Origin of the sequence: Microbacterium sp. LB12, from assembly GCF_037150835.1 — a bacterium.
Taxonomy (GTDB): domain Bacteria; phylum Actinomycetota; class Actinomycetes; order Actinomycetales; family Microbacteriaceae; genus Microbacterium.
Genome location: NZ_JBBCPF010000001.1, coordinates 569,793 through 590,581 on the forward strand (window position 1 = coordinate 569,793; position 20,789 = coordinate 590,581).

Sequence of the window (20,789 nt, forward strand, 5' to 3'; positions counted from 1 at the left end):
AGCGCATGACCACCCCGCAGACCGGTAACCAAGACCAGCAGTCCGCCCTCGAGCAGTTCGGCATCAACCTCACCGACCGTGCACGCCAGGGCAAGCTCGACCCCGTGATCGGACGCGACAGCGAGATCCGTCGCGTCAGCCAGGTGCTCACCCGCCGCACGAAGAACAACCCCGTGCTGATCGGTGAGCCCGGCGTCGGAAAGACGGCCGTCGTCGAAGGCCTCGCCCAGCGCATCGTCGCGGGCGACGTCGCCGAATCCCTCAAGGGCAAAGAGCTCGTCACCCTCGACATCTCCGCGCTCGTGGCCGGGGCCATGTATCGCGGGCAGTTCGAAGAGCGGCTGAAGCAGGTCCTCAAGGAGATCACCGAGTCCGACGGTCAGATCATCACGTTCATCGATGAGCTGCACGTGCTGATGGGCGCGGGCGGTGGAGAGGGCTCGGTCGCGGCATCCAACATGCTCAAGCCGATGCTCGCCCGCGGTGAGCTGCGGTTGATCGGCGCGACCACGCTCAACGAGTACCGCGAGTTCATCGAGAAGGATGCCGCGCTCGAGCGCCGCTTCCAGCAGGTGTATGTCGGTGAGCCCACGGTCGAGGACACGATCGCGATCCTCCGCGGGCTCAAGGGGCGCTACGAGGCGCACCACGGTGTCACCATCTCCGACAGCGCCCTCGTCGCGGCCGCCGCCCTGTCGAGCCGGTACCTGCCCGCGCGGCAGCTGCCCGACAAGGCGATCGACCTGATCGACGAGTCGATGTCGCGCCTCAAGATGGAGATCGATTCCTCCCCGGTGGAGATCGACCAGCTCAAGCGCCAGGTCGATCGGCTCAAGCTCGAGGAGCTCGCGCTGAAGCGGGAGAAGGATGCCGCGTCGAAGGAGCGTCTCGGCGCCCTGCGCGAGCAGCTCGTCGGCATGGAGAAGGAACTCGCCGGTCTCGAGGCCCGCTGGGCGCGTGAGCGTCAGGGCCTGAACCGCGTGGGCGAGCTGAAGAAGCAGCTCGACGATGCGATCACCCAGCGTGACCTCGCCATGCGCAACGCCGACTACACGAAGGCGTCGAAGCTGGAGTACGAGACGATCAAGCGCCTGGAGCGTGACATCGCCGAGGCCGAGCAGGCCGAGGCGGCGACGCCGGCAGAGCCGCGCATGGTGAACGAGCAGGTCACCGACGAGGACATCGCCGCCGTGATCGCCGCGTGGACGGGCATCCCGGTGGGGCGCCTGCTGCAGGGCGAGAGCGAGAAGCTGCTGCACCTGGAGAACGAGCTCGGCAAGCGTCTGATCGGGCAGAAGGATGCCGTCAAGGCGGTGTCGGATGCCGTCCGCCGCTCGCGTGCGGGGATCAGCGATCCCGGTCGCCCGACCGGTTCGTTCTTGTTCCTCGGCCCGACCGGTGTCGGCAAGACCGAGCTGGCCAAGGCGCTCGCGGAGTTCCTGTTCGACGACGAGCACGCCATGGTGCGCATCGACATGTCGGAGTACGGCGAGAAGCACTCGGTGTCGCGGCTCGTCGGCGCCCCTCCGGGCTATGTCGGCTACGAGCAGGGTGGTCAGCTGACCGAGGCCGTACGGCGTCGCCCATACAGCGTGATCCTGCTCGACGAGGTCGAGAAGGCGCACCCCGAGGTGTTCGACGTGCTGCTGCAGGTGCTCGACGACGGTCGACTGACCGACGGTCAGGGGCGCACGGTCGACTTCTCGAACGTGATCCTGATCCTCACGTCCAACCTCGGCTCGCCGATCCTCATCGACCCGGTGCTCGCACCCGATGAGAAGCGCGACCAGGTGATGGCGCTGGTGCGGCAGGCGTTCCGTCCGGAGTTCCTGAACCGTCTCGACGACATCGTGATGTTCTCGGCTCTCAGCGAAGACGACCTCGCGCAGATCGTCGAGCTGTCGATCGACCAGCTGCACGCGCGGCTGAAGGATCGTCGGCTCACGCTCGCGGTCACCCCGGACGCCCGGTCCTGGCTTGCCGAGCGTGGCTACGACCCGATGTTCGGAGCGCGTCCGCTGCGCCGCCTCATCCAGAGCGAGGTGCAGAACAAGCTCGCGACCGCGTTGCTGTCGGGTGGAGTGCACGATGGCGACACCGTGCGGGTCGACATGGCCGCCGATGGCACGGGCCTGGTGCTCACCTCGACGACGCCCGAGCCCGCTCCGGTGGAAGAGCCCGACGACGATGACGTGATCGAGGCGGAGCTGCTCGACGACTGATCCGCGAGGAGGTCAGCGCACCGCGTCGTCGCCGACCTCCACCTGATCCTTGCGGATACGGCGCAGTCCTCTGAGGAGGGCTGCGCCGTTCGCCAGGCTGAAGACGAAGCGGACGAGCACGAGGCAGGTCCACAGCGCCGCAGCGTCTGGTGCGAGGAGCCGGCACGCGACGAGCGCGATCGGGGCGAGCACGAGGTAGGTGAGGAGCAGTCCGAGCAGACCCGCCCTGGCGCCGAACACGACCTTGAGATAGGCGAACAGGGAGCCTGCGAACGGCTCCAGCAGCAGTTGGACCGCGATGAGCGCGCTCAGCGTGGCGTCGCCGACCGGGCTCACGCCGACAGAGGCGAGCACGAGGAGCGCTCCAGCGATCGGCACGACGAACACCCCGACCGTGCTGAATGATGCGCCCACGTATCGCGTGTCTTTCCCCGGGTCCTGCAGGCTCATCCGTCCGGCGGTCTGGCCCACCATCTTCAGCGGGATGATGATCGTCCGGCACAGGGCGACGCCCGCGGCGACCTGCGCGGCGACGCCCACCGAAATGCTTGCGGCGATCATCTGGGCGACCATGAACAGCACCATGAAGACGGCGCCATCCAGCGAGTTGAGCACCCGATCACCGATGCGTCGAAGCGAGAAGTCCGGGGCGAGCAGGAGCCGGACATGCACGCCGACCCCGGCCAGTCGACGCCGGCGCTCCACCAGCATCGCGATGACCATGAGCGAGGCGAGCGCCGACTGCAGGGCGATGGCGAGGATCGGATCCGGGATGAACAGGACGACGGCCAGGCCCAGCGCCAGTCCGATCAGCGATCGGGTGAGCGTGATCGTCAGGTTGTCCTTCTCGCGCCCGAGGTGCTGGAAGGCGGCGGCGAGCACGCTCGTGTGCGACGACAGGATGTTCGCAGGCAGCTGCACGATCAGCGCGACCCAGAGGGCGACTCCGAGGACCGAGCCGCGGGGGGAGGCGTACGTGAGAGCGATGCCCGCGGCGGCGCTGATCGCGACGACGATGAAGGAGACCGCCGATGCGAGGCGGAGGTTCCCCGCGATCGCGCTCGCGATCAGGGCCGGATCGGTGCGGGCCCGTGCCAGGTCGCGCAGAGTCCCGATCCCGACGCCGACGTTGACGAGCGTGCCGAGCCCGCTGATCGTGGCGGCCGTGCCGACGATGGCGGCGAAGTCTGCTCGGCTAGTGGCGAGCGCCACGGCCAGCAGCACGAACGACGCCCCGAGCGGGATGACCAGGGCCAGCATCATCGGGGTCGCGTGCGTCAGCACCCGGCCGACGTCGCTCCGGAACTCGTGGAGTGTCACAGTCGGCCTTTCAGGACGGCGATGTTGTGTCGGGAGGCATCGATGCGCGTCCACACGTCGTCGAAGTCCTTCGCGCTCAGGGAGCGTCGGATCTCGGGAGCGATCGACGCCGATGGCACCGTGGCGAAGCACCCGCCGCCGCGGCCGAAGACCGGGACGCGCGCGGCCTCCAGCAGCTCGACCAGGTCGGCGCCGATCGCCTGTTGCGCAGTGCTCAGCGCGAGTGCCATCCTGACGACGTCCGGTTCGCCGAAGGCATCGACGATCGCGGTCGACAGCAGGTCCCAGTACTTCTGCTCCTGACGGAGTCTCGGAAACGCGCCGTTCGGTCGGATGATGCCGCCGAAACGGGTTCCGGCGAGACAGGCGAGCTTCGACAGGGTGAAGGCGACCGCGGCCCCGCGCTCCAGCCACCAGGCGACGGTCGTCCGAAAGGCGTCACCATACGGCACGGCATACGCGAGGTCGACGAGAAGCCGGACCCTCGGATCGCTGCTTCTGACGTCGATCATCGGAGGCGTGGTGTCGATGGGGTTCCCCGGCTCGGTGATCACCGCCACGGTCTCGACCGCGGCCGGCGACAAGACCATCTCACGCAGTTGAGCATCATCGCTGTAGGTGGCGACCTGCGCGCCGATGGCATGGCAGGCCCTCTCGTACCCCGGGTAGGAGTACGCGGGAACGATGACGCGTCGCGCTGCGCAGGAGCGGAGCCCTTCGAGGATCGCCTGCTCGGCTCCGCGGGCGAAGATCGTCGTTGCGCCGTGCGATGAGAAGTCCCAGGGGGTCCGTCGGAGCGACTCGAAGGCAGCCGCCGGATATCGGCTCCACGACAGGTCCCTCATCCGGCGGAGGATCGCCCGCTGGAAGTCGGCGGAAGGTGACCGGTCGGGGAGGGCGAAGCTGCCGTTCGTCGGGGGTTCGAGGACATGCGCGGATGAGGGCATCGGGCGCATCACTCGGGCGCGTGCGTGTCCAGAAGCGCCGAGATATGCGTGTGGTCGCCGAGGAGGAGCCATGGAGAGTCGTGCGGGAGCAGGACTTCTGCGCTCTCTTCCCGTCCGAAGGCATTGATCTGCTCGAGCGACATGCCCATCTCCCGTTCGAGGAACTGGGCGACCGTCCAGAGCGCGGCGCTGCGTTCGGTGAAAGGGCCGAAGTTCTGCACGTAGTCCGGGATCCACTGCACGAACTCGCGAACGAACTCTCGATCTCCGACACGCTCGTAGTATCCGGTCGGCGTGATGGATTCGTGGTGCAGGAATCGCTCTCCGGGGAAGCTCGCGCAGAGGCGGCCGTAGGCCACGGTCTGGAGGATCAGCTCATGCCAGACCCGGTCGACCTCCGGGATGACCGCGATGCGTCTCCCGGAGGTCGCCGAGGTGATGGCGAGGAACTTGAGGCACTCCACGAATTCCTGCTCGACGGTGTCGCGTGACTGGTCGTCGATGCGATCCATCACGGTCGTCGCGTAGCTGCGGTCGAGGGGGATCCGCCGGGTCATGTTCCTTCGCCTCCGTGGTTCAGAGCTCGACGGGTGCGGGAGCCGCGCAGCAACTGGTCTCGGCGTTCTTCGCCTCCGTGCGCTTGTCCGCGAGGATCTGATCGATGAGATTGTCCATGGTGTTCTCCTTCTTCCTTGTGCAGGTTGTGCAGGTTCTTCTTGTGCAGGGTGCGGTCGCGTCGTCGTCAGCCGACGACGACGCAGCAATCCATGTCGACTCTCTTGATCTCTTCGATCTTCAGAGCCAGCACGCGTTCGATGAGCTGCTGCATCGTGACCTCTCTTCCATCGGTGCTGCTTCTCCATATGAACGGGATAAGCAGTCATATGAGGCTAGTGCGACCATGGAGCGGAAGCCAGACTTCTCTCGCGAGAGTGCCGGAGTATCGGTCTTCGGCCCCAGGACATGCCCTCCCGCACGTGAAGAGGCCCGGTATGCATGACGCGTACCGGGCCTCTTTGCCGAGTCGCCGACGGTCAACGCAGAGGCGGGCGGTACACGCCGCCGAGGGCGTCGCGCTCGAGCTCCTGTCCGATCAGCGAGTGCCGCCGCGAGTACGCGAAATAGATCACCAGACCGAGGGTGAGCCAGACGGCGAATCGCGCCCAGGTCTCGGTGCTGAGGTTGAGCATCAGCCAGAAGCAGGCGATCGCCGAGATCCACGGCAGCCACGGCGACAGCGGCACCATGAACGGGCGCTCCAGGTCGGGGCGGGTCTTGCGCAGGATCGGCACTCCGATGCTCACGAGCACGAACGCCGACAGGGTGCCGATGTTGATCATGTCGCCCAGGACCTGTACGTCCGTGAACCCCGCGATGAGCGCGATGATCACGCCCACGATGAGCTGGATGCGGATCGGCGTGCCACGCTTGGCGTCGGTGACGCTGAGCGAGCGCGGGAGCAGGCCGTCGCGGCTCATCGCGAACACCACGCGCGCGAGGCCCATCAGCAGCACCATCACGACCGTGGTGAGGCCGACGAGACTGCCGATTGCGATCACCTGCGCCGCCCAGGTCGCCCCGACCAGTTCGAAGGCGCTGGCCAGAGACGGCTGATCGAGCTTCGCCAGCTCGGTGTACGACACCATCCCGGTGATCACGATCGCGACCAGCACGTAGAGCACCGTCACGATGACCAGACCGAGGATGATGCCTCGCGGCACGGTGCGCTTGGGATCCTTGGTCTCCTCCGCACTGGTGGCGACGACGTCGAATCCGATGAACGCGAAGAACACCAGCGCCGCACCGCTGAGGATGCCGAAGACGCCGTAGACCGTCGGGTCGGATCCGGTCAGGAACGAGAACAGCGACTGGGTCCAGGCGCTCTCGGATGCCACGCCCTCCTGGGCCGGCGGCACGAAAGGGGAGTAGTTGGCGCCGTTGATGAAGAACAGTCCGACGACGATCACGAACAGCACGATCGCGACCTTGATCACCGTGAACACGCTGTTGACCCGGCTCGACAGACGGGTGCCGAGGGCGAGCAGCACCGTGAAGATGGCCACGATCACGACGGGCCCCCAGTCGAAGCTCAGCGATCCGAGCTGGAGCGTCATCGGGATCTGCAGGTCGAACAGCGACACGGTGTCGCCGAGGTACACGCCCCAGTACTTCGCGATGACCGCCGAGGCCATCAGCATCTCGAGGATGAGATCCCAGCCGATGATCCACGCCAGGAACTCGCCGAGCGTCGAGTAGGTGAACGTGTACGCCGAGCCCGCCACCGGGATCGACGAGGCGAACTCCGCGTAGCAGAGGATCGCGAGTCCGCACACGGCCGCCGCGATGATGAACGAGATGATGACGGCGGGGCCGGCGTGGTGGGCGGAGGCCTCGGCGCCGACCGAGAAGATCCCGGCGCCGACGGCGACCGCGACGCCCATGACCGCGAGGTCCCACACGCCCAACGAGCGTCTCAGGGATCGCTTCTCGTCGTGGGTCTCCGCCATGGACTGCTCGACTGACTTGACTCTGCGCTGAATCGCCATGCGGACGAGACTACGAGGGTGGCAGGTCGAATCGCCGTGCTACCGCCCGATGTGCCGGGATACTTCCGCGCAGACGCAGAAGAGCGCCGCACCTTGCGGCGCGACGCTCTTCGGGGAGGCTTCGATTCAGGCGCTGAGCACGACCGTCTCGGCGATCGGGCGACGCACGCGCGGGGCGACCTCGCGCTCCTGCAGCACCTCGGGAAGGGACTCGACATCACCGAACTCGCCGAGCGCGAAGACGGTGGTCGGCACGAAGCGCGGCTCGAGGTCGGCGAACTCGCGGACGACCTCGGGGTCGAAGCCGCTCATCTGGTGCACGACGAGTCCGTCGTGGTGCGCCTGCACCGAGAAGTGCGCGACGGCCTGGCCGAGGTCGTACAGCGCGTGGGTGATCGGGGTGCCGTCTTCGGTGGCCGTCTCGGCGATCGCGACGACGAGCACGGCGGCGTTGCCCGCCCATGCCTGGTTGAAGCCCATCAGTGCGTCGACGACCTGCGCGTGCAGCGCCGTGCCGCGGCGGGCGACGATGAAGCGCCAGGGCTGGATGTTGTTGGCCGAGGGGCTCCAGCGAGCGGCCTCGAGTGCGGTGGCGAGCTTGGCCTCGTCGATCGTGCTCTGTGCGTCGAAGGCGCGGGGGCTCCAGCGTCCGGCGAGCACGTCGAGGACGGGGTGCTCGGTCGGGGCGGTGCGGTCGATGACGGGAGTGCTCACAGAAGTGCCTTTCAGAAGGGGTCTATCGGACTCCTTCGTCCGGGTACACGGGAACAAACCGATGCATGTGCATGCATATTCCCGATCCATTCCATCATGTCGCGGTGGGACCGCGTCCGCTCAGACGGGGAGGTTGTGGGATGCCGCGTCCGCGAGGGCCGCACGCACCGCACGGATCGACGGAGCATCCGCCGACACCCGCCGGGCGGAGGAGAAGATCTCGCGCCGCGGTGCGCGGGGGAGCGGCGCCAGGTCGACCGTGGGGGTGTCGCCCGCCCACACGAGCTCGGGCAGGAGGCCGACCGCGAGTCCGGCGTGGATCAGGCGCACGTGCGCGGTGAGGTCGGCGATCTCGAACCGCACGTCGGGCTCGAAGCCCGCGGTGCGGCACAGCTGCTCGGCCCAGGCGCGCGAGGCGGTGCCGGCGGGCTCCAGCACCCACGGTTCGTCGCGCGTCGCCCACAGTGCCGCAGAGGCATCGGCGTGCGTGGGCGATCCGGGCTGCCGGGCGAGCGCGATCGCGTCATGTGCCAGCACCACGCGGTCGAGGTCGGCGTGGATCGGACGGGTGTGCCCCGGATACTGCTCGGCGAGGATCAAGTCGAAGTCACGGCTCGACACTCCCACGAGCCCGGTCTCGGGATCGCACTCGGTGACCTCGACCCGCAGCGCCGGATGCCGGTCCTTGAGGGATTGGAGCGAACGGGGGAGGAGCGAGTGCGCCGTGGACTGGAACACCGCGACACGGACGGTGCCGGTGACCTCGGTGAGCGACTCGGCGACCGCGACCTCGGCGTGCTCGAGCTGATCGAGGACCGCGATCGCCTGCGTGACCAGCACGTTCCCCTGCGGCGTGAACTGCACCCCGCGCCCCACGCGGCGCAGGAGCGGGACGCCCACATCGCGCTCCAGGGCGCTCAGCTGCTGCGACACCGACGCCTTGCTGTAGGAGAGCGCATCGGCCACGGCGGAGAGGGTTCCGCGGCGAGACAGCTCGACGAGCATCCGCAGTCTGTTGACATCGAGCACGCCGTTCCGTCCGTTCAGTCTGAGTGAACAGAATTCACACAAATCGATTGATAGACGGAGCCTACCGAGCGGCAGGACAATGATCCAGTCGCACACTCGACCCTGGTGTGCGCTCCCCCTGGAAGGCCCGTCCATGACTGTCATCGATGACACCACCCCGCAGACCCGCGACGTCGCCGCCCTCGTGCAGCGCTGGCTCGTCGAGAGTGAGACCCACCCCGTCGAGCCGGCCGCACAGCGGCTGTCCGAGGTGCTCAAGGACCCGAACGGGCTCGCGTTCACGGTCGGCTTCGTCGACGGCGTGATGCGCCCCGAGGATCTGCGTGTCGCCGGCCGCAAGCTCGCCGAGATCTCGGAGATCACTCCGAGCCTGCTGCCCGGGTACCTGCGTGCCGCGATCAAGACCGGTGGCTTCTGGGCACCGAAGCTCCCCGGTGTCGTCGTGCCGATCTCGCGCCGCGTGCTGCGCGCCATGGTCGGCCACCTCGTGCTGGACGCGACCCCCTCCAAGCTCGGCCCCGCCATCGCGAAGCTGCGCAAGAGCGGCAACCGCCTCAACCTCAACCTCCTCGGTGAGGCCGTGCTCGGCGAGCGCGAAGCCGGACACCGCCTGAAGGGCACCCGCGACTTCCTCGCCCGCGACGACGTCGACTACGTGTCGATCAAGGTGTCGAGCGTCGTCAGCCAGCTGTCGATGTGGTCGTTCGACGAAGCCGTCGCCGACGTGGTCGAGAAGCTCACCCCGCTCTACGAGCTCGCCGCCAAGGCCGAGGCCAAGGGCAAGGCCAAGTTCATCAATCTCGACATGGAGGAATACCGCGACCTCGACCTGACGATCGCGGCCTTCACGAGCATCCTCGACCAGCCCGGGCTGGAGAACCTCGAGGCCGGCATCGTGCTGCAGGCCTACCTGCCCGACGCGCTGGGCGCCATGCAGCACCTGCAGGAATGGGCCGCCGCCCGCCGCGCCAAGGGCGGAGCGCCGATCAAGGTGCGCGTCGTGAAGGGCGCGAACCTCGCCATGGAAGAGGTCGACGCCGCGATCCACGGCTGGCCGCTCGCGACCTACGGCACCAAACAGGACTCAGACACCAACTACAAGCGCGTGCTCGACTGGGCGATGACGCCGGAACGACTGGATGCCGTGCGCATCGGCGTCGCCGGTCACAACCTGTTCGACATCGCCTACACCTGGCTCCTCGCCCAGGCGCGCGGCGTGGCCGACCCCGACGGCACCGATCCTCTCGTCGAGTACGAGATGCTGCTCGGCATGGCGACGGGGCAGGCCGAGGCCGTCCGCAAGGATGTCGGTCGCCTGCTGCTCTACACGCCGGTCGTGAACCCGGCCGAGTTCGACGTCGCGATCGCGTACCTCGTGCGCCGCCTCGAGGAGAACGCCAGCCCGGAGAACTTCATGTCGGCCGTGTTCGAGCTCGCCTCGAACCCGACGCTGCTCACCCGCGAGCGGGAGCGCTTCGAACGCTCGCTCGCCGCACTCGAGGTCGACCGCTCCGTGCCGACGCCGCATCGCGTGCAGGACCGCACGGTCGAGGCTCCGGCCGGAACCACCACCGGCTTCGAGAACCAGGCCGACACCGACCCCGCGCTCGCCGCCAACCGTGCGTGGGGGCGCGAGATCCTCGCCCGCTCGGTCGGCACGACCCTCGGCCTCGACACGATCGCCATCGCCAAGGTCGAGACCGACGCCGAGCTCGACGGCATCTTCACCGCCGCGACGGCCGCCGCCGCCAAGTGGGCCGCGCTCCCCGCGTCCGACCGCGCCGCCGTGCTGCACCGTGCGGGCGACGAGCTGGCCGCGCGCCGTGGACAGCTCATCGAGATCATGGCGCACGAGGCGGGCAAGACCATCGCCGAGGCCGACCCGGAGATCAGCGAGGCGATCGACTTCGCCCACTACTACGCCGAGCGTGCGCTCGATCTCGAGACCGTGTCGGGCGCCGAGTTCGTGCCGTCGAAGGTCACCGTCGTCACCCCGCCGTGGAACTTCCCGGTCGCGATCCCCGCCGGCGGTGTGCTCGCCGGTCTGGCGTCCGGCTCGGCCGTGATCATCAAGCCCGCCAAGCTCACGCAGCGCTGCGGTGCCGTGATGGTCGAGGCGCTGTGGGCGGCCGGTGTGCCGCGCGACCTGCTCGCCCTCGTCGACCTGGCCTCGCGCGACCTCGGCACGCGCCTGGTCGCCGGCCCCGCGGTCGACCGCGTGATCCTGACCGGCGCGTACGAGACCGCGCAGCTGTTCCGCTCGTTCCGCGCCGACCTGCCGCTGCTCGCCGAGACCAGTGGCAAGAACGCGATCATCGTGACGCCGTCGGCTGACCTCGACCTCGCCGCCGCCGATATCGCCCGCAGCGCCTTCGGCCACGCGGGGCAGAAGTGTTCCGCCGCGTCGCTGGCAATCCTCGTCGGATCGGTCGCCGACTCGAAGCGCTTCGAGCGCCAGCTGGTGGATGCCGTGACCTCGATGCGCGTCGGCCTGCCCGACGACCCGGCCACGCAGATGGGTCCCATCATCGAGCCCGCGAACGGCAAGCTGCTCACCGCGCTCACGAAGCTCGAGAAGGGCGAGCGCTGGCTGGTGGAGCCGCGCAAGCTCGACGCCGACGGCAAACAGTGGACACCCGGCGTGAAGACCGGAGTGCGCGAAGGATCCTACTTCCACCTGACCGAGTTCTTCGGCCCGGTGCTCGGCATCATGCACGCCAAGGACCTCGACGAGGCCCTGCGCCTGCAGAACGCGGTCGACTACGGCCTCACCGCGGGTCTGCACTCGCTCGACTCCGACGAGGTCGCCACCTGGCTCGACCAGGTCGAGGCCGGCAACCTCTACGTGAACCGCGGCATCACCGGCGCGATCGTGCAGCGGCAGCCGTTCGGCGGCTGGAAGCGCTCGGCCGTGGGCGCCGGCGCCAAGGCGGGCGGACCGAACTACCTGTTCGGCCTCGGCGACTGGACCCCGGCGGAGCTTCCCGCCGCCGCACCGGGAGCCGCCGTGGTCCCCGCGGTCGGGGCGCTGCTCGACGCGGCAGCATCCGAGGTCGACCCGGCCGAGGCGGAGTGGCTGCACCGCGCGGCCGCATCGGACGAGCGCGCATGGGTCGACGAGTTCGGTGCGGTCAGTGACAAGTCCGGCCTCGGCGTCGAGCGCAACGTCTTCCGCTACCGTCCGGTCGCGGCCGACGTGCGCATCGCCGAAGACGCCCCGCTCGTCGACGGGATCCGTGTGCTCGCCGCCGCGCTCCGAAGCGGCAGCCCGTTCACAGTGTCGGCTCCCGCTCTGCCCTCGCGTGTCGAGAAGGCGCTGCGTGCCCAGGGCGTGACGGTGAAGCATGAGACGGATGCCGCGTGGACCAAGCGCTACGCCAAGGCGGCGAACACGTGGCAGCGCGTCCGTCTGGTCGGCGGCGACGCCACGGCGCTGTTCGAGGCACTCGGCGGCAGTCCGGATGTCGCCGTGTGGTCGCACGCGGTCACCGGTGCCGGTCGTATCGAGATGCTGCCGTTCCTGCACGAGCAGGCCGTGTCGATCACGAACCACCGCTTCGGCAACCCGACCACGTTGTCCGACGGCCTCATCTGACGCCGACGCCCCGACTGACGCCCGAGACCCCCTGTTGCAGCAGTCTGCAACAGGGGGTCTCGGCGCGAAAGCGGGGTCTTGGCGGGTCGTCAGCCGCGCAGCGCCTCCTTGAGCTTGACCCGCGAGCCCATCCGCAGCAGCGAGTTCTCGTAGATCTTCGCGCCGATCACGATGGCCGCGACACAGCTCGCGAGCAGGATCACCAGGCTCAGCAGCGGCTCCCACCACTGCGCCTCACCGACGAACAGGCGCATCGGCATCCCGACCGGAGCCGAGAACGGTACGTACGACATGATCGTCAGCACCAGCGGGTTGTCGTTGAAGACGATCACGAGGATGTACGGCGCCATGATCAGCATCGTGATGGGCGTGGTCGTGGAACCGATGTCCTCCTGGCGCGACACCATCGAGGCCGCGGCGGCGAACATCGACGCCAGCAGGATGAACCCGAACAGGAAGAACACCGCGAACCAGATGATCGGGGCGCCGAGGGTGGTCAGCACCTCGCGTTGACCCGTGACGATGAGACCGATCGTGGCGACGGCGGCGAGGGCGAGGATCTGCCCCATCGCCAGCACCGTGTTGCCGATGACCTTGCCCGCCAGCAGGGTGCGCGCGGGGATCGCCGACAGCAGCACCTCGACCACGCGGGTCTGCTTCTCCTCCACGACGCTCTGCGCGATCGTGCCGCCGAACGTCGCGGCCGCCATCATGAACACCAGGCCGAACGCGATCGCGATGAAGTACCGCAGCAGCGGGTTCGTGGTCGCGGGTTCGAGGCTCACGACCTCCGGCGACAGCGACAGGGCGGAGACCAGGACCCCGGGCGCATCCTGCATCGCGATGATCGTGTAGCCCGTGTGCTCGTCGGTCCCGCTCGCGGGAAGCACTGCTGCGTCGACCGTGCCCGCGCGCACCAGCTTCTCCGCCTCCGCCTGGTCGGCGACGGTCGTGACCTCGACGCCCGGGATCGCGGAGACGACGGACGCGGTGTCGGCGGTCGCGGCGACCGGAGTCGTGTCGGTGTTCTTGCTCGCGAACCCACCGAACAGGATGCCGGCGAGTGCGAGGACCAGCAGGATGCCTGTCGAGATCAGGAAGGCCTTGCTGCGCAGCTTCGATCCGATCTCGCGCTCGGCGACGAGCCAGATGCCGTTGGAGCCGCGGACGGGTGCGGGAGTGCTCACTGGATGACCTCCTTGAAGATCTGCGCGAGGGACGGATGCTTGGGCGCGAAGCTGGCGACATCGCCGCGGGCCACGGCCGACTGCAGCACGCGCTGCGCCGTCTCGGGACCGTCCGCGTCGAACAGGGCGTAGCCGCCCTCGAAGTCGATGACCGTGACGCCCGGTTCGGTGCGCAGCCAACCGGCGTCTCCGGCCGAGACGAGTTCGTAGCGGTCGCGGGCGTGCTCGGCGCGCAGGGCATCGCGGGATCCGGCCGCGCGGATCGTGCCGCCCGCGAGGATCACGAGGTCGTCGCACAGGCGCTCGACCACATCGAGCTGGTGGGAGGAGAACAGGATGGATGCGCCCTTCACGGCGCTGGACTGCAGCACGCCCGCGACCACGTCGACCGCGAGCGGGTCGAGGCCGGAGAACGGCTCGTCGAGGATGAGCACCTCGGGATCGTGCACGAGCGAGGCGGCGATCTGCGCGCGCTGCTGGTTGCCGAGCGAGAGCGATTCGATCGTGTCGTTCAGCCGCTCGCCGAGGCCGAGCTCGGTGAGCAGCGCGGTCGCCCGGTCCGTCGCATCCTGCTTGCCGAAACCGTGCAGGCGGGCCAGGTACACGATCTGCTCGAGCACCTTCATCTTGGGGTAGAGGCCGCGTTCCTCGGGCATGTACCCGAAGCGGCGGCGGTCGGCGGTCGTGAGCGGCGCACCGTCGAGGTCGACGCTGCCGCCGTCCGAGGACAGCAGTCCGAGCACGATCCGCATGGTGGTGGTCTTGCCGGCGCCGTTGCCGCCGACGAACCCCGTCAGGCGCCCGGGAGCGACCGTGAAGGAGACGTCGTCGAGCACGCGCCGAGAGCCGTAGCTCTTGGTGATGCCGGAGAGTTCGAGCAGTCCTGTCATGCCCTTCACGTTACGGAGGAGCGTCCCCTCGCGGCATCCCCCGCGTGGCGGATTGCGCGGCCTCACCCGCACGGAGGATACGTGGTTCAGCGGCGGCCGGTGTGGAGAACGGTGCGGACGAGGAGGCCGGCGACGAGCGCCCAGAACGCGGCGCTCACCCCGAGCGCTGCGATGCCGGATGCCGCGACCAGGAAGGTGACGACGGCCGGGATGCGCTCACCGGGATCGTCGATCGCCTGCTGCACGGACGAGCCGAACGCGGCGAACAGGGCGAGGCCCGCGACCGCGGGGATGACGGCGGTCGGAGCGAGCACCACGAGGGCGGCGAACGCGGCGGAGAACGCCCCGAGCACCAGGTACGACGCCCCGGTCGAGACGCCGGCCACCCAGCGCCGCTTCGGGTCGGGGTCGGCGTCGGGAGACGCGGCGAGTGCGGCGCTGATCGCCGCGAGGTTGATGGCGTGCCCACCCGCCGTCGCGCCGAGAGCCGTGCCCAGACCGGTCACCAGCATGGCCGGGCGCCACGGCACCTCGTAGCCGAAGCTGCGCATGATCGCGATGCCCGGCACGTTCTGCGACGCCATCGTCACGATGAACAGCGGAAGTGCGAGGCCCACGAGGGCGCCGATCGTGAACGTCGGTGCCGTGAACTCGAGGCGCGGCAGCAGGACGGCCGGATCGAAGGGCGCGCCCGCGCCGATCAACGAGACGGCCACCACGACGGCCGCGGCGACGAACGCGAGCGGTACGGCCCAGCGCGGGGCGAGGCGCGCGAACACCAGCCACGTGAGCACGACGGGGACGACACCCCACGGGTTCGCGACGATGCCGGTGATCGGGGCGAGACACAGCGGCAGGAGGACTCCCGCGAGCATGGCCTGGGCGATCGACGGAGGGATGCGGGCGATCAGCGCGCCGAGTGCCGGCCACAGCGCGGTCAGCAGGATCAGGGCGGCCGCGACGAGGAACGCGCCGACCGCGGCGGGCCACCCGCCCTCCACCGTGCCGGTCGCCACCAGCAGCGCGGCGCCCGGCGTCGACCAGGCGGCCGTGATCGGCATCCGGTACCGCCACGCCAGCACCACGCAGGCCAGGCCCATCATGAGGCTCACGGCGAGTAGCCCGCTGGCCGCTTGAGCCGCATCGGCTCCCACCGCATCGAGCCCGGTCAGCACCACCGCGAACGAGCTCGTGAATCCGACGAGAGCCGTGACCACGCCCGCCAGGATCGGACGGGACAGCGGCGCGGCTTCGGGCATGGCTCCGAGGGTATCGCGCGGTGAGATCAGGCGAGGCCCATGCGGTGCGCGAGCACGACCGCCTGCACGCGATCTCGCGCGCCAAGCTTCTGCAGCACACGCGAGACGTGGGTCTTCACGGTGGCCTCGCCGATGAACAGGGCCTGGGCGATCTCGCTGTTGCTGCGGGCATCGGCGAGCAGGGTCAGCACCTCGGCCTCGCGGTCGGTCAGCGGTTCGGCGAGCTCGACGGTCGGTGTCGCCGCGCTCCCCGACGGGCTCGGCGCTGCGGGCGCTGGTGTCGCGGCGAAGCGGGCGAGCACCCGGCGGGTGACCTCTGGCGCGAGCATCCCATCGCCCGCGGCCAGCGCGCGGACGGCCGCGATCAGGTCCTCCGCGCCGGCGTTCTTGAGCAGGAAGCCGCTGGCTCCGGCGTCCAACGCCTGATACAGGTAGTCGTCGCGGTCGAAGGTGGTCACGATCGCGATGGCCGCGCCGACTGCCGGGTCGGTCACGATGCGCCGGGTCGCCTCGATGCCGTCCATGTCGGGCATCTGCACGTCCATCGTGATGACGTCCGGCAGGAGTGCGGATGCCTGGGCGACCGCCTCCTCGCCCGACGACGCCTCGCCGACCACCGTGATGTCGCGCTGGGTGTCGAGGATGGTGCGGAAGCCGGCGCGCAGCAGCGCGTGGTCGTCGACCAGGAGCACGCGGATCGGAGTGCTCATCGCGCCGCTCCCGACCCGACCGCCACCGGGAGCGGCACGCGGGCGCGCACCCGCACTCCGCCCGCCGGACGGGAGGTCACCTCGAGCGTGCCCCCGGAGGCGGCGGCGCGCTCCCGCATGCCGAGCTGGCCGAGCCCCGGACGGAGCTGAGCCACCGCGCGGCCCGAGTTCACGATCTCGACTTCGACGCCGTCCTCGTCGTAGCGCACCCGGACGTCGGCCGTGGCACCCGAACCGGCATGGCGGCGGGCGTTCGTCAGGGACTCCTGTGCGATGCGGTAGAGATTCACCGCGACGACCGACGGGACGGGCAGAGGCGTGCCGATCACGGCGTACGCGGTCGGCAGCCCGGCGTCGCTCGAGGCCTCGACGAGGTCGGCGATGTCGTCCAGGGTGAGGGTGGACGCGGCATCCGTGGTCTCGCCTCCCGGCGCGCGCAGGGTCTCCAGCAGCTGCCGCAGCTCATGGATCGCATCACGCGCCGACCCCTCGATGCCGCCGAGGATGCGGGCCGCGTTCTCGGGATCCTGCTCCAGCACCAGCCGAGCGGCTCCGGCCTGCACACCCATGACCGAGACGTGGTGAGCGACCACGTCGTGCAGCTCGCGGGCGATGCGCACGCGGTCGAGGGCCACGGCCTGCGCCGCGGTCACCTCGCGCTCGTGCTCCAGCTCCACGGTGCGCTGCTCCAGCACCGACCGCTGCTCGGCGGCAGCCCAGGAGCGCTCGCCGAAGTAGTAGGCACCGCCGAAGTACAGCACGTTGAGCATGATCTGGAGCAGCATGAAGGCGACGTAGGGCGACATGGCCCCGGCGACGACATCGGCCTCGGCTGCCTCGCTGATCGCGTCGCGGTACATCGTGATCAGCAGCCACGTGAACATCCCGAGGATGATCGCGACGCGCACGATGAGAGCGCGCCGGCGGTTGTTCATCCAGGCGCCGACCGTGTACAACCCGATGAACATGGCCATGTTGCCGACGAAGATCTCGGGGATGCGCAGCGTCACGGCCGCGAAGTACGCCACGCAGACGACGACTGCGACCGTGCCGGGCCACCGTCGTCGGAATGCGAGTGGGCCGGAGATGGCGAGCGCGTAGACGAGGGCGGTCCACAGCTCCGCCTGCTCCTTGCCGTAGACCTGCGCGATGGAGGAGAGGGCCGCGCTGAGCACGGCGCCGACGAAGAGCACGATCGCGAGCAGCAGGTCTGCGCGCCGGTCGCGCTCCGTCGGCGTGCGGGTGAACGGTGCGGCGGGCATCCCTCCACCGTAGGGCGGGGTCCGTGGCGACGGCATCCCCCGCGCGGCGGATCCGGCTCGGACTTGCTATTGACAAGCGTGGTTGTTTTTTGCAAGCTGTCGATCGAAGGGCTCACCGATCGATGAGTCCCACTTCGACAGAGGAGTCATCGTGACCAAGGTCTTCGTCAACCTGCCCACCAGCGACCTCGAGCGCGCGAAGGCGTTCTACACCGCACTGGGCTGCACCATCAGTCCGCAGTTCACCGACGAGAACGCCGCGTGCATCGTGTGGAGTGAGGACATCTACTTCATGGTCCTCAAGCGCGAGTTCTTCGCCACCTTCACCGACAAGCCGATCGCCGACCCCAACGAGGTCGCCCAGGTGTCCGTCGCGTTCAGCCAGGACTCCCGCGAAGAGGTCGACGCGATCCTCGCCAAGGGTCTCGCGGCGGGCGGCGTCGAGCCGAAGCCCGTGCAGGACTACGGCTTCATGTACTCGCGCGACCTCGACGACCCGGACGGCAACTCCCTCGGCTTCCTCTACATGACCCCCGAAGCCGTCGAAAACGGTCCCGACCACGTGGCGGGACAGGCGGCTTCGGCCTGACATGGCGGCGCGCAGCTACGGCCAGTACTGCGGCGTGACGACGGCCGTCGAGCTGATCGGCGAACGGTGGGCTCTGCTCATCGTCCGCGATCTGCTCGTCGGACCGCGTCGCTACACCGATCTCAGACAGGGCCTGCCGCGCATCCCGACCAACATCCTCTCCACGCGCCTGAAAGAGCTCCAGGAGGGCGGCGTCGTGCGCCGGGTGCCGCTGCTGAACTGCGGCCTCGTGTACGAGCTCACCCCCTATGGGCGGTCGTTCGAGCCGATCATGCTCGCGCTCGGCCGGTGGGGCTTCCAGGCGATGGGCGACCCGGAGGAGGGCGACGTCGTCACCCCTGACTCGCTCACCATGGCGCTGCGCACGGCGTTCCAGACGGACGACGCCGCCGACGCCGAATACGAGCTCCACGTCGGCGACGTCGCCCTGCGGGCGTCCGTGCGCGACGGGGAGCTGCAGATCGCACAGCTCGCGCCGCCGGCCCCACCGGTCGGCGGGCGCCTTCCCGATGGAGAGCCGGATGCCGTGATCGTCGCAGGCCCCGGCATCCGTCGACTCATCGGCGGCGACCTCACCCCGGCCGAGGCGCTCGCGGAGGACGTGGTCGCCGTGGTCCGCGGCGAGGAGTCCTGGCTGGACGCGTTCGCCGCCACGTTCCACATCGCACGGATGACAGTAGGGAGCACCATATGAACGAGCACACACCGGGTCGCATCCTGATCGACCTCTTCACCTCTCTCGACGGCGTGGCTCAGGGGCCGGGCGGCACCGATGAAGACACGTCGGGCGGCTTCCGCTTCAGCGGCTGGCAGGCGGGTTACCCCTCCTCTGGCGTCGGCCCCGAGATCGAGAAGGGCATGCGCGGATTGGATGCGCTGCTGCTCGGACGCCGCACCTATGACATCTTCGCCTCGTACTGGCCGCACCACACGGAAGGCGAGTCGGGCGACATCGGCACCCTCTTCAACCGGGTGCCGAAGTACGTCGCGACGCGCGATGCGGGGCTCGCCCTGGACTGGGAGGGCAGCACGCGCGTCGGAGCAGACCTCGCCGCGGAGGTCGCTGCGATGCGCGCCGCCCACCAGGCGGTGCACGTGATCGGCAGCATCGACTTCGTGCACACGCTGCTGGCCGAGGGACTGTTCGACGAGCTGAACCTCTGGGTGTATCCGCTGCTGCTCGGCGCGGGCAAGAAGGTCTTCGACGACGCCGCGCTGCCGAGCGTGCTGCGGCTGCTCCACCCGCCGATCACCGACGACGAGGGCGTGACGTTGCTCCGCTACGGTCGCACGGATCGGGTGCCGCAGGTGGGGACTTTCGACTGATGTGAGGCGTCGGGCGGCTGCAATACGATCCGACTGTGGGGGTACGGAAACAGGAGCGGGATGCGCTGCGCGCGGCCACCTTCCAAGAGATATTCGAACAGAACTGGTCGCGGGTGCGACGCCACATCGAGTGCGTCATCGATGACCCGGATGAAGCGTCGGACCTGGTTTCCGACGGGAAATCGCATACCGTGCAGTCCGCGGTGCTAGGAAATCCGCTTTATGCGACTGCCTGGATCTCTGGCCTAGAAGGCCTGCCCGAAGGAAAGTGGCTCACGCCACAGGGCGAGGTGCTACAAGACCCATGCCCGGACTGAGCTGGCGATCGCCTCACCTAGTGGCGTTTGACCGGCACGAATCCCTGGAGGAACGTTGGAAGACACTTACAGTCGCGCATATTTTCGGATCACGAGCGACTCGGTGAGCCTTGCAGAGATCATCGACATCACCCAAGAAGACCCTGATGATGGGTGGTCGCTCGGAGACATGTACAAGCGGCAGGGAATGCTCGAAGAACGACCGAGAACCTTCAGCTCTTGGAAGCGACGCTCGACCGCCGGGCAAGGAGGATCGGTACAAGACAGCCTGGATGGGCTCTTCCTCGCCGTAAGCCGAATCGCCCCCAGAATCGCGAATAGACCCGAACTCCGTTGCGAGCTTCAGATCGTTCAGTACTTCTCAAAGCCGGCACGGGACATCGGATTCCATCTCGATGCTCCGTGGCTCGCGACCTTGGCGTCAGTGCCCGCATCGATCGACGTCGATCAGTATCGGTGATGAGATGCTCGTCGCTCGCGTGCGACGCACGACGGCGGGGATCGTCGGTGCCATTGTCGCTGGAGTGGCGCTGACCGGGTGTGTGCTGGTGCCCGGATTTCCGCTTGATCAGCCCGTCTCGCTATCTGTCGTCGACGGAGCGCCCGTGATCGCCTGGTGTGGGCTGGATGGAGAAGTGCGGAACGTGGCGGTGTATTACACTGCACCCGACCGAGAGGACGGGGACCTCGTGTCCGTTGGCGAAGGATCTCTGGACATCACGCACGGCGACCTTCTCCCGCTGTCGTCATCGACGCCTGGGACGTGACGACATACCGTGACCCCGCGGACACGAACGGCGTCCTCGAAGTAACCGTCGGTGTCAGCGCAGTGCGTCATCTCGACGATGGCTACGTCGCGAAAGAACTGCAAGTGAC

The 20,789-nt window shown here is 68.6% G+C and carries 18 protein-coding genes; 7 read left to right on the plus strand and 11 right to left on the minus strand.

The features are described from left to right. The first annotated feature begins 5 nt into the window (after positions 1 to 5). Positions 6 to 2,222 (plus strand): ATP-dependent Clp protease ATP-binding subunit, encoded by a 2,217-nt coding sequence (locus WFM69_RS02810; protein WP_337001425.1) that lies wholly within the window; start codon positions 6 to 8, stop codon positions 2,220 to 2,222. Positions 2,223 to 2,234: 12 nt separating this feature from the next. Here WFM69_RS02810 and WFM69_RS02815 read toward each other — a convergent pair whose 3' ends face one another. The 3 genes from WFM69_RS02815 to WFM69_RS02825 are packed head-to-tail and all read right to left on the minus strand — an operon-like array spanning position 2,235 to position 5,046. Next, positions 2,235 to 3,542, minus strand: coding sequence for a hypothetical protein (locus tag WFM69_RS02815; RefSeq protein WP_337001427.1), 1,308 nt, complete (start codon positions 3,540 to 3,542; stop codon positions 2,235 to 2,237). After that, the gene (locus WFM69_RS02820; RefSeq protein ID WP_337001429.1) at positions 3,539 to 4,489 is read right to left on the minus strand and encodes an aminotransferase class I/II-fold pyridoxal phosphate-dependent enzyme; all 951 of its coding nucleotides are present in this window, start codon (positions 4,487 to 4,489) and stop codon (positions 3,539 to 3,541) included. Before WFM69_RS02820 ends, WFM69_RS02815 begins: the two co-directional genes overlap by 4 nt. Before the next feature lie 8 nt (positions 4,490 to 4,497). Next, entirely contained in the window at positions 4,498 to 5,046 is a 549-nt protein-coding gene (locus WFM69_RS02825; RefSeq protein ID WP_337001431.1) for a hypothetical protein, read from the minus strand. 116 nt (positions 5,047 to 5,162) lie between these two features. Here WFM69_RS02825 and WFM69_RS02830 point away from each other — a divergent pair, with 116 nt between their 5' ends. Beyond that, positions 5,163 to 5,489 carry a hypothetical protein gene (locus tag WFM69_RS02830; protein WP_337001433.1) on the plus strand — a complete coding sequence of 109 codons (327 nt, stop codon included), beginning with the start codon at positions 5,163 to 5,165 and terminating at the stop codon, positions 5,487 to 5,489. 34 nt (positions 5,490 to 5,523) lie between these two features. Here WFM69_RS02830 and WFM69_RS02835 read toward each other — a convergent pair whose 3' ends face one another. From WFM69_RS02835 to WFM69_RS02845, 3 genes are all read right to left on the minus strand, one after another. Further along, on the minus strand, positions 5,524 to 7,035 hold the full coding sequence (locus tag WFM69_RS02835; protein WP_337001434.1) for an APC family permease: 1,512 nt from the start codon (positions 7,033 to 7,035) through the stop codon (positions 5,524 to 5,526). 126 nt (positions 7,036 to 7,161) lie between these two features. Further along, positions 7,162 to 7,749: a nitroreductase family protein gene (locus WFM69_RS02840; RefSeq protein ID WP_337001435.1), complete on the minus strand. Its 588-nt coding sequence runs from the start codon at positions 7,747 to 7,749 to the stop codon at positions 7,162 to 7,164. Between the two features lie 120 nt (positions 7,750 to 7,869). Beyond that, positions 7,870 to 8,778: a LysR substrate-binding domain-containing protein gene (locus tag WFM69_RS02845; RefSeq protein ID WP_337001436.1), complete on the minus strand. Its 909-nt coding sequence runs from the start codon at positions 8,776 to 8,778 to the stop codon at positions 7,870 to 7,872. Positions 8,779 to 8,911: 133 nt separating this feature from the next. Between WFM69_RS02845 and WFM69_RS02850 the strand changes: the two genes are divergently transcribed. Continuing rightward, a complete protein-coding gene (locus WFM69_RS02850; protein ID WP_337001437.1) occupies positions 8,912 to 12,373 on the plus strand; it encodes a bifunctional proline dehydrogenase/L-glutamate gamma-semialdehyde dehydrogenase in 3,462 nt (1,153 codons plus the stop codon). An 89-nt stretch (positions 12,374 to 12,462) separates the two neighbouring features. Here the strand turns inward: WFM69_RS02850 and WFM69_RS02855 are convergent, their stop codons facing one another. From WFM69_RS02855 to WFM69_RS02875, 5 genes are all read right to left on the minus strand, one after another. Then, positions 12,463 to 13,560 carry an ABC transporter permease gene (locus WFM69_RS02855; protein WP_337001439.1) on the minus strand — a complete coding sequence of 366 codons (1,098 nt, stop codon included), beginning with the start codon at positions 13,558 to 13,560 and terminating at the stop codon, positions 12,463 to 12,465. Further along, complete coding sequence (locus tag WFM69_RS02860; protein ID WP_337002092.1) at positions 13,557 to 14,441, minus strand: ABC transporter ATP-binding protein; 885 nt, start codon at positions 14,439 to 14,441, stop codon at positions 13,557 to 13,559. Before WFM69_RS02860 ends, WFM69_RS02855 begins: the two co-directional genes overlap by 4 nt. 95 nt (positions 14,442 to 14,536) lie before the next feature. Further along, on the minus strand, positions 14,537 to 15,709 hold the full coding sequence (locus WFM69_RS02865; RefSeq protein ID WP_337001441.1) for a benzoate/H(+) symporter BenE family transporter: 1,173 nt from the start codon (positions 15,707 to 15,709) through the stop codon (positions 14,537 to 14,539). Between the two features lie 26 nt (positions 15,710 to 15,735). Next, positions 15,736 to 16,419, minus strand: coding sequence for a response regulator transcription factor (locus tag WFM69_RS02870; RefSeq protein WP_337001443.1), 684 nt, complete (start codon positions 16,417 to 16,419; stop codon positions 15,736 to 15,738). Beyond that, entirely contained in the window at positions 16,416 to 17,681 is a 1,266-nt protein-coding gene (locus WFM69_RS02875) for a sensor histidine kinase (protein ID WP_337001445.1), read from the minus strand. Before WFM69_RS02875 ends, WFM69_RS02870 begins: the two co-directional genes overlap by 4 nt. 148 nt (positions 17,682 to 17,829) lie before the next feature. Between WFM69_RS02875 and WFM69_RS02880 the strand changes: the two genes are divergently transcribed. The 4 genes from WFM69_RS02880 (at position 17,830) to WFM69_RS02895 (ending at position 20,373) form a co-directional block, all read left to right on the plus strand. Further along, on the plus strand, positions 17,830 to 18,270 hold the full coding sequence (locus tag WFM69_RS02880; RefSeq protein ID WP_337002094.1) for a VOC family protein: 441 nt from the start codon (positions 17,830 to 17,832) through the stop codon (positions 18,268 to 18,270). A gap of 1 nt (position 18,271) precedes the next feature. Continuing rightward, entirely contained in the window at positions 18,272 to 18,964 is a 693-nt protein-coding gene (locus WFM69_RS02885) for a winged helix-turn-helix transcriptional regulator (RefSeq protein WP_337001447.1), read from the plus strand. Beyond that, on the plus strand, positions 18,961 to 19,596 hold the full coding sequence (locus tag WFM69_RS02890) for a dihydrofolate reductase family protein (RefSeq protein WP_337001449.1): 636 nt from the start codon (positions 18,961 to 18,963) through the stop codon (positions 19,594 to 19,596). Before WFM69_RS02885 ends, WFM69_RS02890 begins: the two co-directional genes overlap by 4 nt. Positions 19,597 to 20,016: 420 nt before the next feature. Beyond that, positions 20,017 to 20,373, plus strand: coding sequence for a DUF4279 domain-containing protein (locus tag WFM69_RS02895; protein WP_337001451.1), 357 nt, complete (start codon positions 20,017 to 20,019; stop codon positions 20,371 to 20,373). Positions 20,374 to 20,789 lie beyond the last annotated feature (416 nt).